Raw genomic sequence first — 16770 nt, 5'->3', positions numbered from 1 at the left:
TTTATAAATCTAAATAAATATATTGTTAGTTCCTATGGGAAATGATATATTTGCTCGCTATTAAAAAATACCATAATTAACATAATAACTAATGCAGAATAAAGGACTTATAAAGCTTTTTGCTTTCTTGTTTGGGATTGTTAGTATTTATCAGCTATCCTACACTTTTATTACCAGTAAAATTGAAAAGGACGCAAAAGTTTTTGCTGCTAGCAGTATCCCCGAATCGGAAGATGGATACGCAGCCAAGAGAGATGCCTTGGAAGCCAGGTATTTGGACTCAATCGGAAGTAATTCCATTATGGGATATACTACCTATGACGAGGCCAAAAAGAAGGAATTGAACAAAGGTTTGGACCTTAAAGGGGGTATTAACGTAACCTTGCAGATATCGGTAAAGGATATCTTGAAAGGTCTTGCCAATAATACCAAAAACCCGGTCTTCAACAAATCTTTGGCTGATGCAGATGCTGCTTCCAAAAATAGTGACGATACGTATTTAGAATTGTTTTTTGAGGCTTTTGACGCCAATAAAGGGGATACAAAATTGGCATCACCCGATATTTTTGCAAATAAAGGGCTTAGTGATGTGATCAATTTCCAAATGACGGATGCTGAGGTAAAACCGATCATTAGAACGAAAATAGACGAATCCATTGTTTCTGCATTTGAAGTATTGCGTGAACGTATTGATGGTTTTGGGGTGACTCAACCAAACATTCAGCGTGAAGGAAATTCTGGTCGTATTTTGGTAGAATTGCCAGGGGCTAAGGATATCGCTAGGGCTCAGGACCTGCTTTCCAGTACGGCCCAATTGGAGTTTTGGGAGACTTACACACCTAACAACCCAAGTATTTCTAATTTCTTGGTGGATGCCAATGAGAAATTAAAATCCTTGGTGGTTACCGAAGATGATGCGCAAATGGCGAAACCAGAATCTGAATTGGATTCTTTGTTATCTGACGTAGCCCAGGATTCTTTGGACATGACAAATCAAGTGAATCCATTGTTGGATTTGATCAAAGGTCAAGGTGATGGTTATGCTATTGCTAAATTTGCTATTAACGATACTGCCAAAGTTGGGGAGTATTTAAGAATGAAAGAAATCCGCCGCTTGATTCCTGCAGATATCCAATTCGTGAAATTTGCATGGGAGCGTCCTTCTCCAGATTCTGAGGTAATAGATTTGTACGCCTTAAAATCCAACCGTGATGCCACGCCTAGAATCAGTGGTGACGTAGTTAGTGATGCAAGGGCAGATTTTGACCAGTTCAACAGACCCGCTGTATCCATGACCATGAATACTACAGGTGCTAAAGAATGGGAAAAGCTTACAGGTGATGCCTTCAATAACCAAACGGGAATTGCCATTGTATTGGATAACAAAGTATATACTGCTCCAGGTGTTTCAACCGGACCCATCTCTGGTGGACGTTCTGAAATTACAGGTTCTTTTACCGTAAACGAGACAAAAGATATTGCAAACGTGCTTAGAGCAGGTAAACTTCCTGCTTCAGCTGAAATCATTCAATCAGAGATTGTGGGTCCATCTTTGGGACAGGAAGCTATTGACAGTGGTTTTATGTCCTTCTTGATCGCAATGGCCTTCGTATTGCTTTGGATGATCTTCTACTATGGTAAAGGTGGTTTGTTTGCTAACGTGGCCCTTATATTGAACATCGTATTGATCTTTGGTGTACTGGCAAGTTTAAATGCCGTACTTACTTTGCCCGGTATTGCAGGTATCGTATTGACCATAGGTATGTCCGTGGATGCGAACGTACTTATCTTTGAGCGTATCAAGGAAGAATTGGCAAAAGGAAAAGGAAAGAGTCAGGCTGTATCAGATGGTTTTGGCAATGCCCTTTCCTCCATTCTGGATGCGAACATTACAACAGGTCTTACGGCCTTGATCCTTTTGATTTTTGGAACTGGACCTATTAAAGGTTTCGCGACTACATTGATCATAGGTATTTTAACATCGTTGTTCACGGCTATCTTTATTACAAGATTGTTGGTAGATTGGTACATTGCAGGTAAGGGAAGAACATTGGATTTCTCTACCCCGGTTACCAAAAACTTGTTCAAGAATGCCAACATTGATTTCTTGAGCAAAAGAAAGCTCGCTTACGTTTTATCCTCTGTATTGGTATTGATCGGATTGTTCTCTTTGTTCACACAAGGCTTGCAGCAGGGTGTAGATTTCGTGGGAGGACGTTCTTATCAGATACGTTTTGAAAAAGTGGTAAACCCATCAGAAATTGCCTCTGAGCTTACAACTGTTTTCGGAAGCGGCACCAATGTGAAGACGTTTGGAGAAGCAAACCAGATAAAAGTTACTACAGCTTACAAAGTGGATGTTGAAGGTGTTGAAGTTGACAGTGAAATCCAAAACAAATTATACACCACCTTACAGAAGTACTTGCCTAACGGTACAAGTTTCGAAGATTTTAAAGTTGGAGGTAGTGGAGAAAGCGCCATTGGTATCATGCAATCTGTAAAAGTAGGTCCTACTATTGCAGATGATATCAAGAACAACGCGTTCTTGGCTATTATTGGATCATTGTTTGTAGTGTTCCTTTATATCTTGGTACGTTTCCGTAAGTGGCAGTTCTCATTGGGAGCTGTAGCGGCAGTATTCCATGACGTGATGATTGTATTGGGGATCTTTTCCATCTTTGGTAAGATCATGCCATTTAGCATGGAGATAGATCAGGCATTTATTGCAGCTATCTTGACGGTTATCGGTTACTCCTTGAACGATACCGTGGTTGTATTTGACCGTATTCGTGAGATCATTGCGGAGAGAGGTTGGAAGGCTGGTGAAAACACTAACCTGGCCTTGAACAGTACGTTGAGCAGAACCTTGAATACGTCCTTGACTACTTTGGTAGTATTATTGGCCATCTTCATTTTTGGAGGTGAGTCCTTGAGAGGATTTATGTTCGCTATGATCGTCGGTATTGTTGTGGGTACCTACTCATCTTTGTTTATCGCAACACCAGTAATGTTCGATTTATTGAAGAAGGATGTTAAATTGGGTAAAGAAACAGAATAAGAATATTATTCGATATAAATAAAAAGGGCTACTGTAAAGTAGCCCTTTTTTTATGCGATTATTTTTTTGCCGACAGAACCCTGATCGGTCATCTCAAGTTCAAAGATATATTGGGGCCGCAGCCCGGCCTCTTCCCGATGGGAAACATAGATGACGGTAGTACTGCTTTCTGCTGCTATTTTATTTACCAAGGCTACGAGAAGGGCGCTGTTCTTGTCGTCCAAACCAGAAGTGGGCTCATCCAATAATAGCAGTAAAGGGTGTTTGATCATGGCTCTGGCAGTCATGACCAAACGTTGTTGTCCCAAGGATAGATCGTGGAAATAGGTGGTTCTTTGGTCCCAAAGGTCCAAGACCATTAACCATTCTTTGGCCAATTGCAGTTCGGCCTCCGTTGGGTATATGTATAGTCCTACCGAATCGTACAGTCCAGAAATCAGCATGTGCTCCACGGTATGGTGTCCGGAAAATGAATCAACCATGGATGGTGTAAAATAGCCCAGTTTCTCCTTGATCTCCCAGATGGTCTCCCCGCTTCCCTTTTGTTGGCCAAATAACCAAAGCTGCTGTCCGTACCCTTTGCTGTTTTCCCCGGTGATCATGGATAAGAGGGTGGATTTTCCACTTCCATTTTTACCTTTTAATTGCCAAAACTCACCACGACGTATAGTCCAATTGATATTGTTCAGAATGGGTCTCTTGTCAAATGAGACGTTCACATCCTTAAAATCAATCAGTACTTTCCCATGGTATGGATCTTGGTTTAATGCCCGGGGTATGGCCAATCTATCCAATTGGCGGGAATTGGAAGGTTTTAAAGGTGCCTCATCCGGCACAACTACATCGCCATTAAAATGGTAGTACTGGTCTATAAATGGGAGTCTGTCTGCATTTCTTGTAATGAGGAGTATAATGGAAACTTTATCGGAAATCTCTTCCAGTTTTACCGTGAGTTCTTTTTGGGAGGAAGCATCCAAATTGTCAAACGGGTTGTCAAAAACAATGAAGTCGGGCCTATTGTCCAAAATATGGGCCAAAAGTGCTTTTTTGCGTTCTCCGCTCGACATGGATCGTAAGCTTTGGGTGGACTTTAGATTGACTATTTTAATATCGTGACGCTCTTCTTCATCAATAAGCCTGCTCAGCTCCAAAGGCGAAAATAACGCGCCTTTTTTGTTTTTAAGGGCTTCGAAAGGACTTGCTGTTTGATTTTCCAAAAGGGCTTGGACAAAATCGACCTTGGGAGTTGAATTATCCATTAAAATACCCCAGTGCTTCATACGATTTGCAGTTTATTTCCCTCAATAGCTTATCATCGGGTAGTGGTGATGAATTTAGGGATTCTTGGTCAATTTAGCTAAAGCTGAGCTGTAATAACCATTGTGTGTTACCGTGGGTCCTAGCTCAAGAAAAGAAACCATTCTCCTATTGGCGGTCATAGGCAATGCGGTCACCAATCTCCAAGGCCCATTGGTCTACCAGACCGGCATTGATTTCCAAAACATATTTAATGGGTACTTCAGAAGAAATACCAGTTTCATCAAAAGGTTTGGCACCTTGGTGTATATGGACAATTTTTAAGTTTTCATCAATGAAAAGAAGGTCCAATGGGATCTCTGTGTTCTTCATATAGAAGGAATGTAAGGCCACATCCGGAAAGATGAACAACATCCCCTGATCTTCTTCCATACTCTTTCTATACATCAGGCCCGTAGCCGTTTCATATTCAGTTTCCGCTATTTCGATGGCCATGGTGGTGATCAAGGAATCCTGATCTTTCTGGATCAGGGATAGTTCCCCCTCTTTGGTAAACGTAATGGGAGCCGTTTCCAATGTTTTTTTGGATTCTTCCCTACAGGAGGTCTGCAATACCAAACCACATAGTAAAAGAAACAATAACAACCTTGAGGTGAATTTCATGTTTTTTTTTGCTTTTATTTGGCTCCTGAGGTTTGGGGACGGAACATAAAATAAAGTCCTATAATAATAAATGGGATACTCAGCCATTGACCAGTGGACAATAGACCCAGGGATTCTTCAAATCCGCCTTGGCTCTTCTTAACATATTCCACAAAGAATCTAATGGTCCAAAGGAGCACCAGAAAAAGTCCAAAAAGGTAGCCGGACTTATCTTTTTTATCGGTTTTCCAGTACAGGAAATACAATAATAGGAACACAAAAATATAGCATACCCCCTCGTACAATTGGGCAGGATGGCGATATGGGATGGCCTCTAGAACATCTGAAAACATCGGATTTGTTTCAATGGCATTGTAGGCCGCACTTACCGTTTTTTCTTTGGTAATGGCCAGTGCTCTAGAAGCGGATAGATCGTCAGAATCCCTAACAAATCTGGTAGCGAAGGCAAAGGATTTATCCACTACCTTTCCGTTGATCTCAGAATTGAAAAAGTTGCCCAAACGCACACAAAAGGCGCCAATAGCAACAGGGATGACCACTCGGTCCAAGATCCATAACAATTTAAATTCTGGATACTTCCTGGTGTAAAGGTACATGCCTATAATCACACCAATGGCAGCACCATGACTAGCAAGGCCTGCAAAGCCTGTAAACTCATAGCCATTGATAAAACCAAAAAGAGTGCTGTCCGCACTTTCTCTAATGGGTAACAATATTTCCAATAGATGGTCTTTGTAATAAGGCCAGTCATAAAAAAAGACATGCCCCAAACGCGCTCCCAACATAGTGGCCAACACGGTATAGATGAATAGGGAGTCCAGCTGTTCGGCAGTTTTATTTTCCCGGTCAAAGATTTTCTTCATGATGAACCAGCCAAGTGCAAAGGCTGTAATCCAAAGGAGATTGTAATATTTTATTTGAAGGAAACCTAAATTGAACAACGTTTCGTTGGGGTTCCAGGTGAAGCCTAAAAAATACATTAGCATCTAAATTTTAAGAAGCTAAGATAACCAATTAGCGGTAAAAGGAATTTGTTGCAATGATAATTTTAAACAAGTGCGGTAACCTGCTAAGGAACAGGGTCGTAACCTTTGCCGCCCCAAGGGTGACAGCTGAATATACGCTTTATGGACAACCATCCGCCTTTGCCCAAACCGTGTTTTTTTAAGGCTTCCAAGGTATATTGTGAGCAGGTGGGGGAGTATCTGCAGCTGGCAGGGGTGAGTGGAGAAATAAGGTTCTGGTATACTTTTACCAAGAATACAAAAGGGGCAATGGCGATATGTTTTAATCGAAGCTTGCCCATGTTTTGTATAATGATAATGCAGATTTAATTTTGTTGCAATCCCTTAAGAATAATACCAGGTCAATTTGCTTGGGCCCCTTACTAGGATACACTGAAGGTAGTACCTTCCTTTCCGTCTTTCAGTTGAATGCCCAAGGCAGCCAATTGGTCCCTGATCTTGTCCGAGGTGGCAAAATCTTTATTGGCACGGGCCTCGTTACGCAATTGGATCAATAAATCCACTACGCCCGGTAGCTTATCGGAATCTCCTTGTGCATCTAATTTATGGTCAAGGCCGAGCACCTCAAAAATAAAATTGTGCATGGTTTCCTTCAGCGCATTTTTGTCGGCCTCAGCAATGCTTTCTTTCCCTTCCTTGATCAGGTTGATATGCTTTACGGCTTCAAAAAGCGTTGCAATAAGGATCGGGGTATTAAAATCATCGTTCATGGCATCGTAGCATTTCTGCTTCCACGTTGCCACATCAAAATCTGAAGCAGGAGCCGTTTCCAGCTTGTCCAATAACTCCAGGGAATCCATCAATTTATGAAAACCTTTTTCGGAAGCCAATAGTGCCTCGTTGCTCAAATCCAAAATACTGGTGTAATGGGCCTGCATCATGAAAAATCTAACCACCGATGGAGTAAAGGGCTTGCTTAAAATATCGTTTTCTCCAGAAAACATCTCATTGGGAAAAATATTGTTTCCCGTGGATTTGGCCATTTTCTTGCCATTGAGGGTAAGCATGTTGGCATGTAGCCAATATTTTACGGGAGCATGGCCGTTGCTTGCCTCTGCCTGTGCAATTTCACACTCGTGGTGGGGAAATTTTAAATCCATTCCACCGCCATGGATGTCGAAGGTTTCTCCCAAATATTTTGTGCTCATGGCAGTACATTCCAAATGCCATCCAGGAAAACCATCTCCCCAAGGGGATGGCCAACGCATGATATGCTGTGGTTCCGCTTTTTTCCATAGGGCAAAATCCTGAGGGCTTTTCTTATCATCCTGGGCAGCCAACTCTCGGGTATTGGCAATCATATCCTCCAGTTTTCTCCCGCTCAACTTCCCGTATTCATAAGATTCGTTGAACTTCGCTACATCGAAATAAACAGATCCGTTTACCTCATAGGCCAACCCTTTTTCCAGGATGCCCTTGATGATCTCAATCTGTTCTATAATATGCCCTGTAGCAGTAGGTTCAATACTGGGGGGCAATAAATTAAATTTTTGAAGGGTATTGTGGAAGTCAACCGTATATCGTTGCACCACTTCCATAGGTTCTATCTGCTCCAACCTCGCCTTTTTGGCAATCTTGTCTTCCCCTTCGTCGGCATCATTTTCCAAATGCCCGGCATCGGTGATATTTCGTACATACCTGACCTTATACCCCAAATGCTTCAGATATCTAAATATCATATCGAAAGACATAAAAGTCCGGCAATTACCCAAGTGCACATTGCTATAAACCGTTGGGCCACAAACATACATGCCGATATGGCCCTCGTTTATAGGCTCAAAAATTTCTTTTTTGCTTGTTAGGGAATTGTAAACCTTTAGGGTTTGGGATTTGTAAAGTTGCATTCCAATAGTAGGATTAAAAGTTGGTATCCAGATTAATGAAGTTCAAGAACTCCTTTCTCACTGCGTCCTCTTTAAATTTTCCACCGTATTCCGCCGTAACGGTACTGCTTTCAATATCACGTATACCTCGGGAATTAACACAAAGGTGTTTCGCATCTATGACACAGGCAACATCCTCCGTGCCCAATACTTTTTGCAATTCGCGTACAATTTGAATATTCAATCGCTCCTGTACCTGTGGTCTTTTGGCAAAATAATCCACAATTCGGTTCATTTTGGACAGACCAACCACGGTTCCATTGGAAATATAGGCCACGTGTGCCCTTCCAACGATTGGCAATAAATGGTGTTCGCAGGTAGAGTAGAGGGTTATATTCTTCTCAACCAACATTTCACCATACTTATATTTATTTTCGAAGGTGGAGGATTTTGGTTTCCTATTGGGGTGCAGCCCGCCAAATATTTCATCTACGAACATTTTGGCCACTCGGTTCGGCGTTCCCTTAAGGCTGTCATCGTCCAAATCCAGACCAAGGGTCAACATAATTTCCTTGATGCTTCCTTTGATTCTTTTTATTTTTTCTTCATCACTCAAAACGAAGGCATCCTCCCTCAAGGGTGTATCCTCAGCGGAAGAAGCATGGTTGTCTCCCATCTCCTCAAAATGCTCTTCTAATGCGCTATCCACTTTCATTTACTTAAGACTTTTTAAAGAGGCAAAGATATACATTAAATGCCACTTTATGCCATGTATAGGGTGTTTGACAACATAAATTAGTGTTAAGGTCCGACTCTGATTATTTTTGAACCAGTCAAATAGGAATTGATTTATGAAAAGGGCTACTATACTGCTATGGTTGCCATTATTTTTTGGGGTACAAGCTGTCTTGGGACAGATATCACCAGATTGTAGTGGTGCTATTCCTATTTGTAGCAACACCCCAGTCAACGGTGGAACAAACGATTATGGGATAGACGATTTTAACGGTGCCGCCACCTCGGGCTGCTTGGAGACTTCTCTCAGTGGCTTCATTGAGGATAACTCCGCATGGTACCGGTTTAAAACAGCAGCTACTGGTCAGTTGGGATTCAATATAGGTTTTGATGCTTCCGAAGATTGGGATTTTGCCCTTTATAAAGCCAGTGACTGTGGTTCCCTAGGGGAGCCAGTAAGATGTAATTTCTTTGATAACAGGGATGAATTGATCTATATGGGCGTAGGGGAGGACCCCACTGGAAATACAGAGTCACTCTTGTATGATGAGTGGTTGGAGGTCGTCGCTGGAGAGGATTATTATTTGCTGATCAACAATTACAGTAACAGTAATTCCGGTTTTTCCATTCAGTTTTCAGGAAATATTTTTGAAACGAATCCCTATGATGCCTTGGATTGTTCCATAATTACCAACTTATTGGGTCCGCCTATGGTAGCCTGTGACAATGAAACTATAGTTCTGGATGCTACCACAACGGATGCCCTGCAGTATGAGTGGTTTGCCGATACGGGCAGCGGATTCGGATTGCTTGTTGAGGAAACTGGACCTACCTTAAATGTGAGCCTTTCTGCTTTCTACAGGGTAAAGGTAAGTACTACAAGTGAAACAATATTTAGCGATGTCCAAATAGGATTGATCGCCGCTCCGACCACTTTTGCATTAACAGATGATGTTTCCTGTTCCGATCTGGGTTTTTATGACCTTTTTCAAAAGGATCAGGAGGCTTTGGGGAATCAGTCACCAACAGATTTCAGGGTCAGTTACCACCTTACCTTGACCGATGCTGTAGATGGATCAGGACAATTGCCCAAGGAGCATCCTATTCGGCCTGGTACGCAAACAATCTATGTTCGGACCACATCCGTGGCCAACCCTCAATGCTTTGATGTTTCCCAAGAATTTGAATTAAAGGTATTGCAGACACCGGAAGTTGCTTTTCCAACAGAAATATTTTTATGTGAAAACAGTAATTCGGTGGTTATTGGGGAATTAAATCCCAATGGTGCTCATCGCTATTCCTGGGATACTGGGGCTGTAACCCCTAGTATTGAGGTACATGAAGGTGGAATTTACACCCTGACCATGGATTATGAGGAAAACGGATTTTCCTGTGAGCGCGTGGTACCTATAACCGTAGTCATTTCCAAAACACCGACCATTACGGATGTGGTCATTGAGGATGTACAGGACAACAACACGGTAACCGTAATAACTGATCAGGAAGGACAGTTTGAATACCAATTGGACAATGGTCCGTATCAAAAAGAAAATACCTTTACCAATGTTCCGCCCGGGGACCATGTGGTAACTATAAACGATTTAAAGGGCTGTGGATCGGTCTCTGAACCGATTGTGGTCGTCGGATTTCCCAAGTTTTTTACTCCTAACGGGGATGGAAGAAATGATGTATGGACTGTTGTTGGTATGGAGGCCCTCCAAGATCCTGTCATTTTTATTTATGACCGATACGGTAAATTGTTGCGGCAGATGAATATGGGCAGTATGGGTTGGAATGGTGAAGTGAACGGCAATAGTTTGCCACCATCCGATTACTGGTTTAAACTCACCTACATAGATGCAAGGGGACAGCGCACCACGGCAAAATACATCAATAGTCATTTTTCCCTAAAGCGGTAATGATTATCCTCTTGGGGATCCATACATCGATAAAGTGTATAAAATTTTGGGTGAAGTATACTAAAATTGGGTAGCGTGAGTTATAATACTGATTATTTGTATCACGCTAGCCCCATAATCTATGCGAATTCTTTTTTACTCAGTGTGTTTTTGGTTCCTATGTACTTGGGTAGCCATGGCTCAGAATTCCCCTGATTGTAGAAGTGCCATACCTGTTTGTGCCGATGCACCCATTCTCTCCCAGACCGATGGCAGTGGAGATGTGGACGATTTTGATCCGGATGTGATCCGTCAATCAGGCTGTTTGGAAAAGGGCAGTGTGGCTTCCGCAAATATTGAAAACAACACTTCTTGGTATGTTTTTAGGGCGGGTACCGACGGACAGATCGGTTTTGATATTGAAGCGCTTTCGGCAACGGCCGAATGGGATTTTGCACTTTATGGTCCCGATGTGGATTGCGGTGCCATCAGTAGCGGAAATGCCCAGCCAATAAGATGTAATTACGAGGTCAACAATACAGATTTTACGGGTGTAGGGGTCAATCCGGCCACAGGACAGGAGGGAGCTCCGTTTTTAACGGGCAGTCAAAACACCTATGACGAGTGGTTGGATGTTAGGGCAGGGGAAATCTACTATTTGCTGATCAATAATTTCAATACCAACTTTGATGGGGATCCCGAACCATTTTCTTTGACCTTTACGGGAAGTTCCGTAGATGCAGATCAGGATTCTGCTTTGGATTGTACATTGAGGGATGAGTTCTTGGGATTGGATATCTATGCTTGTGCGGATGATCCGGATATAGTCTTGAGTGCCCTGAACTCTTCGGCCGGTCCGGATATTGTCAATGTTACATGGAGCGTGGACTATGATGACGATGGAACTATTGATGCAGTATTGGCATCAGGTCCTACAGCAACTGAATTAACGGTCACCAATCCCAACTCTGGAAGATATTATGTGGAGATTCAGACAAGCTTGGCAACCGTCATTACTGATGATATATTGATTACCTATTATGGGACACCTGTCTTGAATGAAGTTATTATCCTGGCAGATATGTCAGATAGCAATAATATTGAAATAGTAGTAGATGGGGACGGTGCTTATGAATATGCCATCAATGGGGGTGAATATCAGGATTCCCCGATATTTTTGGATGTGCCCCCGGGAGAAAACACCGTTATCATCAATGATAAGAATGGTTGTGGAACTACAGACCCAATTCCTTTCTTGGTAGTGGGCTATCCCAAATTTTTTACGCCCAATACCGATGGGGCCAATGATTTTTGGAATATAAAGGGAATAGAGACCTTGGTAGATCCCGTAATTTTTATTTTCGATCGCTACGGGAAACTCTTAAAACAAATGAACCAGAACACTTTGGGATGGGACGGTACGTATTTGGGGAAGCCCTTGCCTTCGTCCGACTATTGGTTTAAGATAGAATATTCCAGGGATGAACAGGGTATCATTGTAGCCAAAACATTAAGGACCCATTTCTCTTTGGTCCGATAACAAAAAAAACCAGCAATCGCTGGTTTTTTTGTATTCCATTGAATGGTAGAGCCTTAAAAATTCAAGGTATAACCCAAGGTGATATTGGTATTCCTATTATTAATGGAAGCCGGCGTAACCAATCCCGTGCTATATAATTGCTGATCCATATCCTGCTCAGATTTGTTATAGGCTAGATCCAATCTGCTACCTCCAAAGTTATAGCCTATACCTGCAGAATATCCGTTGAGGTCTCCAACGGTAAATCCGTTTTTGTACGGACTTTGCTCGTATCTGTAACCGGCCCTCAAGCTCACTTGGTCAAGTCTGTATTCTCCTCCAAGTCTTAAGGTGGACACACCTCCAAGTTCATTGGCGATAAAAGCATTTTCAGACTGGAAGGCCGGGTCGTTCGTTGGTCTTAATTCTGCCTGGGACATATCCTGGTATCCATAATCAAGGCTCAACAATCCGTTCTTGCCAAAAATGATCGCCATGCTTCCGGTTACCTTGGCCGGAGTCTTTATATTATATCGTTCAAAAAGGTTTACGATGTTGAAATTGATAAAACCTATATCTGCATCGGCCAAATCGGAATTTATTCTTTGTGCGGTATCATCAGTCAATCGGTACCAAGTGGGGGATTGGTAGCTTCCTCCTATCCTTAGGTTGTCATTTAACTTGGCAATCCCTCCCAGTGTCAAGGAAAATCCTGTTCCCTCGGTACGCAATAGATTGTCGAAGGTCGTAAACTGAATTTCGGAGTCGCTATCATAGCCAGTTTCTCGTAAGGTAGTCAACTGGTTGTAGGACACACTGTGAAAATTCAAAGAGGCTCCCATATACAGGTTGTCCTGGTATTGGGTCGCCATGTTCACTGTGAATTTACTGTTGTATCCCGAGGTGCTTTTGAAATATTGTTGGTTGACCGTACTGTATTGTGCATTTGATATATAGGAAGTATTGTCATTGTCATCTGGGTCTACAGGGTCTATGACCCCACCGTAGTAACCTAAAAACGCTTGCTGGTCCACAAAGCCCAGACTGGAGCCAATATCCAAATAAGCTTCTTCGATAAATTCGCCATTTTGGATCAATAAGGGACCAAAAGGAACGCCTTGGGCAAAGTTTAAAAAGTAATTGTCGATGCCCTGATTGCTGGTCCCTGAAATGGCAATGTTATCATCGTAGTTTTGAACCACATCATAATTCAGGGCTAGGGAAACTTTTTTCCAATCCGCATTGGGACTGGTATTGTCAAATACAAATACAACTCCCAGCTGGTTAATATCCAGGGAGTTTGCATCAGAAAAAGAGGTGCTATTAAAATATTTTGCCCTGTTGTCCCTGTAATAGTTGGATGCTGAAACGGAGAACTGCCCGTTATTAAATACCGCGGAGCCCGCAGGGTTTACATTTAGGGCCGATAAATCTCCGCCCAAAGCACCAAATGCGCCACTGAGTCCTTGGAATCTTGCGGTACCCTGGATGTTTTCCGTGCTATATCTGAGTACGTCGGTAATGTTCTGGGCATTTGCGACTAGGCATGCAAAAACCATTACTAAAGTGATTTTCCTTTTCATCTTTAAGATTTTTTTAGTTTGAATGTGATGGATTTAGTTTCCCCTACCTCTAGATGAAGAAGAGCGTGGTGAGGAAGTTCCGCCTGAGCTTCTAGAGCTACCGCCACTAGAACTTCTCACGCTTCCGGAGCTTCTGGAGCTGCTGCCACCTGAACTTCTCACGTTTCCTGAACTTCTAGAGCTGCTGCCACCGGAACTCCTAACATTGCCTGAGCTCCTGGAACTGCTGCCACTACTTCTATAGGTTCCACTTGATCTACCTGAACTTGGAGCAGCGGGTCTTGAATAGTTGCTGCTTCTGTTTGGAGTAGATCTTTGATAGGAATTGCCCTGGGGTCTGGTCCCCCTGTATGATTGGGTACTCCTAGCGTTGTTGTAATTATATCTAGGCGCAGTTCTAGAACTTCTACTGGTGCGGTAAGATCTATTTCTTTGAGCCGCATCTACGCCAACGGATCTCCTAGAGGTGTTGCCACTTCTGTACAAACTGGAGTTTCTGGAAGTGGTACTCCTGTTATTGATATTTGATCTATTGGTAGAACTTCTGTATCTGGTGTCGTTGCCTCTTGTACTGGAGGTGGTCAGATTGGATCTGCCCCTAAGTGCTGAGGAGTTGATATCACGGATAGAATTGTTCCCATTGTAGTATCCTCTTCTTCCGCTGTTATAGCCGTATGCCCTATTGTAATTGTTGTAAAAATTGTTTTGGTAATAGTTTCCATACCAAGGTCTGTTCCAGCCATAGCCCCAGCCCCAGTTGTTCCATCCATAACCATAACCCCAGTTGTTGAAGCCATAGTAGCCACCCCAGCCCCAGTTGTTCCATCCTCTTCCACGGTTCCAGCCCCAAGGACTATAGATTCCACCATAAAACCAATCTCCGTAACCCCAGTAGCCGGCCCATCCCAATCCATAGCCGCCCCAGCCCCAGTTATTATCGTAAATATTGATATTGACAGATTGCGGGTTATCTCCCCAACCTGGCTGACCGTTGTAGGTGTTGTTATAAGCGTAGTAATTGTCCTCTTGGTTGATGTCCAAACTGTCCTGTTCAACATTGCTGTAATAGCCATCTACATCGGTAAATACATCACTTTCCAAGATTTCTTGGTATTCATCAGCTCTTTGACCAAAATAGTCCCCGTAGGTATTGGTTTCATTTTCTTGTGGCTCTTGAACGACGACTCTGGACCTGGATTCAACTACGGGTCCGTTGTCCGAATAAATACCGTCATTGTAGTACGATGCCTGTTGGTATGATCCACAGGAGACCCCTAAAATGCCTATTAGGGCAAGAAAGGATGCCGTTCTAATTTTTTTAAGGGGTGTAGTTTGTATCATCGTTGTAAATTTAATTGTTGAACATGGTAAAAATAGTTAGTTTTGCCGAACTATTTTTTATAAGAATAAAGTCGCAAGTTTTGTGCCAAACTTACTGATATGGGTAAAAATTTAACGAAAAGAGCAGAAGATTATTCCAAATGGTATAATGAACTTGTTGTAAAAGCCGATCTTGCTGAGAACTCGGGAGTTAGGGGATGTATGGTGATCAAGCCCTATGGTTACGCCATTTGGGAAAAGATGCAGGCCCAGTTAGATAAAATGTTCAAGGAAACGGGTCATGAAAATGCCTATTTTCCATTGTTCATTCCGAAATCCTATTTAAGTAAGGAGGCAAGCCATGTTGAGGGATTTGCAAAAGAGTGTGCTGTGGTAACCCATTATAGATTGAAAAATGCTGAAGATGGCAGTGGTATCATTGTAGATCCGGATGCGAAGTTGGAAGAAGAACTGATCGTTAGACCTACCTCAGAAACCATTATCTGGGATACCTATAGAAGATGGATACAGTCTTACCGCGATCTACCTTTGTTGATCAACCAATGGGCCAATGTAGTGCGTTGGGAAATGAGAACGCGCCTGTTCCTGAGGACAGCCGAATTTTTATGGCAAGAAGGACATACCGCACATGCCACAGAAAAAGAGGCAATTGCTGAAGCAGAACAGATGATGCATGTCTATGCAGAGTTTGCAGAAGAACATATGGCTGTTCCAGTGGTAAAGGGACTAAAAACAGAAAGTGAGCGTTTTGCAGGAGCGGTTGAAACATACTGTATTGAAGCATTAATGCAGGATGGAAAGGCATTGCAGGCGGGGACGTCCCATTTCCTGGGTCAGAATTTCGCCAAGGCCTTTGATGTGAAATTTGCGACCAAGGAAGGAAACCAGGAACATGTATGGGCAACCTCTTGGGGAGCTTCTACAAGGTTGATGGGAGCTCTGGTCATGACCCACAGTGATGACAATGGATTGGTATTGCCTCCAAAGTTGGCACCTATCCAAGTGGTCATTGTTCCTATATATAAGGGAGAAGAGCAATTGGAGGCTATTTCTGAAAGGGTGGCCCCATTGGTCAAAGAATTGCGCAAAAAAGGAATAACCGTTAAATACGATAATAGGGATACCCATAAACCTGGATACAAGTTCAATGAGTATGAATTGAAGGGGGTGCCCGTGCGTTTGGCCATCGGTCAGCGCGATATGGATAACGGTACCTATGAAGTAGCTAGGAGGGATACCTTTGAGAAGGAAACCGTCAACGCTGATGAGGTTGTTGCTAAAATTGAATTTCTGATGGAGGACATCCAAAGAAATATTTTCCAGAAAGCCTTGGATTACAGAAAGGAACATATTACGGAGGTTAACTCCTATGAGGAGTTTAAGGAAGTGTTGGAAAATAAAGGTGGATTTGTATCCGCATTTTGGGATGGGACCCGAGAAACAGAAGAATTGATTAAAGAAGAGACCAAAGCCACAATCCGCTGTATTCCTATAGATGCAAAGGACGAGGTTGGAAGTTGCATGGTCACTGGGAAACCTGCAACAAAAAGAGTATTATTTGCAAAGGCATATTAAATTTTAAAAAAATATTCTGAAGGTGTTGCAATAGTAAAAAATAATTGTATTTTTGCATCCGCAATTACACAATGTAATGGTCCGTTCGTCTAGGGGTTAGGACGCCAGGTTTTCATCCTGGTAACAGGGGTTCGATTCCCCTACGGACTACAAGTTTAATTTGAAATATTTTTTGGGAGTTGTTTTTCAGTTTGGAGGGCAATGCATTACCAAAAATAATGGTCCGTTCGTCTAGGGGTTAGGACGCCAGGTTTTCATCCTGGTAACAGGGGTTCGATTCCCCTACGGACTAC

At 42.6% G+C, this 16770-nt stretch carries 12 protein-coding genes and 2 tRNA genes; 6 read left to right on the top strand and 8 right to left on the bottom strand.

From position 1 onward, the window contains the following. Positions 1 to 91: 91 nt before the first annotated feature. Positions 92 to 3058, top strand: coding sequence for a protein translocase subunit SecDF (gene secDF / locus WAA86_RS08575; protein ID WP_337300589.1), 2967 nt, complete (start codon positions 92 to 94; stop codon positions 3056 to 3058). Between the two features lie 50 nt (positions 3059 to 3108). Here secDF and WAA86_RS08570 read toward each other — a convergent pair whose 3' ends face one another. The 6 genes from WAA86_RS08570 to folE all read right to left on the bottom strand — a co-directional run bounded on the left by WAA86_RS08570 (position 3109) and on the right by folE (position 8541). Beyond that, positions 3109 to 4338 (bottom strand): ATP-binding cassette domain-containing protein, encoded by a 1230-nt coding sequence (locus WAA86_RS08570; RefSeq protein ID WP_337300588.1) that lies wholly within the window; start codon positions 4336 to 4338, stop codon positions 3109 to 3111. A 145-nt stretch (positions 4339 to 4483) separates the two neighbouring features. Continuing rightward, positions 4484 to 4978: a DUF192 domain-containing protein gene (locus WAA86_RS08565; RefSeq protein WP_337300587.1), complete on the bottom strand. Its 495-nt coding sequence runs from the start codon at positions 4976 to 4978 to the stop codon at positions 4484 to 4486. A 14-nt stretch (positions 4979 to 4992) separates the two neighbouring features. After that, on the bottom strand, positions 4993 to 5958 hold the full coding sequence (gene lgt, locus WAA86_RS08560; RefSeq protein WP_337300586.1) for a prolipoprotein diacylglyceryl transferase: 966 nt from the start codon (positions 5956 to 5958) through the stop codon (positions 4993 to 4995). 89 nt (positions 5959 to 6047) lie between these two features. After that, a complete protein-coding gene (yidD, locus tag WAA86_RS08555) occupies positions 6048 to 6284 on the bottom strand; it encodes a membrane protein insertion efficiency factor YidD (protein WP_337300585.1) in 237 nt (78 codons plus the stop codon). Between the two features lie 81 nt (positions 6285 to 6365). After that, a complete protein-coding gene (gene cysS / locus WAA86_RS08550) occupies positions 6366 to 7847 on the bottom strand; it encodes a cysteine--tRNA ligase (protein WP_337300584.1) in 1482 nt (493 codons plus the stop codon). A 13-nt stretch (positions 7848 to 7860) separates the two neighbouring features. Further along, entirely contained in the window at positions 7861 to 8541 is a 681-nt protein-coding gene (gene folE / locus WAA86_RS08545) for a GTP cyclohydrolase I FolE (RefSeq protein ID WP_337300583.1), read from the bottom strand. Between the two features lie 136 nt (positions 8542 to 8677). Here folE and WAA86_RS08540 point away from each other — a divergent pair, with 136 nt between their 5' ends. Beyond that, positions 8678 to 10480, top strand: coding sequence for a T9SS type B sorting domain-containing protein (locus WAA86_RS08540; protein ID WP_337300582.1), 1803 nt, complete (start codon positions 8678 to 8680; stop codon positions 10478 to 10480). A 175-nt stretch (positions 10481 to 10655) separates the two neighbouring features. Next, positions 10656 to 11999 (top strand): T9SS type B sorting domain-containing protein, encoded by a 1344-nt coding sequence (locus tag WAA86_RS08535; RefSeq protein ID WP_337300581.1) that lies wholly within the window; start codon positions 10656 to 10658, stop codon positions 11997 to 11999. Between the two features lie 53 nt (positions 12000 to 12052). Here the strand turns inward: WAA86_RS08535 and WAA86_RS08530 are convergent, their stop codons facing one another. After that, the gene (locus WAA86_RS08530; protein ID WP_337300580.1) at positions 12053 to 13561 is read right to left on the bottom strand and encodes an OmpP1/FadL family transporter; all 1509 of its coding nucleotides are present in this window, start codon (positions 13559 to 13561) and stop codon (positions 12053 to 12055) included. 33 nt (positions 13562 to 13594) lie between these two features. Next, positions 13595 to 14902, bottom strand: a complete 1308-nt coding sequence (locus WAA86_RS08525; RefSeq protein WP_337300579.1) for a hypothetical protein — start codon at positions 14900 to 14902, stop codon at positions 13595 to 13597. A 99-nt stretch (positions 14903 to 15001) separates the two neighbouring features. On the opposite strand from WAA86_RS08525, the gene proS reads away from it, so the two are divergent. The 3 genes from proS to WAA86_RS08510 all read left to right on the top strand — a co-directional run bounded on the left by proS (position 15002) and on the right by WAA86_RS08510 (position 16769). Next, entirely contained in the window at positions 15002 to 16477 is a 1476-nt protein-coding gene (proS, locus tag WAA86_RS08520) for a proline--tRNA ligase (RefSeq protein ID WP_337300578.1), read from the top strand. A gap of 78 nt (positions 16478 to 16555) precedes the next feature. After that, positions 16556 to 16627, top strand: a tRNA-Glu gene (locus tag WAA86_RS08515). A gap of 70 nt (positions 16628 to 16697) precedes the next feature. Continuing rightward, positions 16698 to 16769, top strand: a tRNA-Glu gene (locus tag WAA86_RS08510). The last annotated feature ends 1 nt before the right edge of the window (position 16770 follow it).

This window comes from Sediminicola sp. 1XM1-17, assembly GCF_037203765.1.
In the GTDB taxonomy this organism is placed as follows: domain Bacteria; phylum Bacteroidota; class Bacteroidia; order Flavobacteriales; family Flavobacteriaceae; genus Sediminicola.
The sequence above is the reverse complement of the archived record's forward strand: the minus strand, read 5'-3'. Positions and strand labels throughout refer to the sequence as shown.

Bases quoted from the DNA above. Each gene is read 5' to 3' on its own strand.
- secDF (WP_337300589.1), top strand. From the start codon at position 92: ATGCAGAATAAAGGACTTATAAAGCTTTTTGCTTTCTTGTTTGGGATT.
- WAA86_RS08570 (WP_337300588.1), bottom strand. From the start codon at position 4,338: ATGAAGCACTGGGGTATTTTAATGGATAATTCAACTCCCAAGGTCGAT.
- WAA86_RS08565 (WP_337300587.1), bottom strand. From the start codon at position 4,978: ATGAAATTCACCTCAAGGTTGTTATTGTTTCTTTTACTATGTGGTTTG.
- lgt (WP_337300586.1), bottom strand. From the start codon at position 5,958: ATGTATTTTTTAGGCTTCACCTGGAACCCCAACGAAACGTTGTTCAAT.
- yidD (WP_337300585.1), bottom strand. From the start codon at position 6,284: ATGGGCAAGCTTCGATTAAAACATATCGCCATTGCCCCTTTTGTATTC.
- cysS (WP_337300584.1), bottom strand. From the start codon at position 7,847: ATGCAACTTTACAAATCCCAAACCCTAAAGGTTTACAATTCCCTAACA.
- folE (WP_337300583.1), bottom strand. From the start codon at position 8,541: ATGAAAGTGGATAGCGCATTAGAAGAGCATTTTGAGGAGATGGGAGAC.
- WAA86_RS08540 (WP_337300582.1), top strand. From the start codon at position 8,678: ATGAAAAGGGCTACTATACTGCTATGGTTGCCATTATTTTTTGGGGTA.
- WAA86_RS08535 (WP_337300581.1), top strand. From the start codon at position 10,656: ATGGCTCAGAATTCCCCTGATTGTAGAAGTGCCATACCTGTTTGTGCC.
- WAA86_RS08530 (WP_337300580.1), bottom strand. From the start codon at position 13,561: ATGAAAAGGAAAATCACTTTAGTAATGGTTTTTGCATGCCTAGTCGCA.
- WAA86_RS08525 (WP_337300579.1), bottom strand. From the start codon at position 14,902: ATGATACAAACTACACCCCTTAAAAAAATTAGAACGGCATCCTTTCTT.
- proS (WP_337300578.1), top strand. From the start codon at position 15,002: ATGGGTAAAAATTTAACGAAAAGAGCAGAAGATTATTCCAAATGGTAT.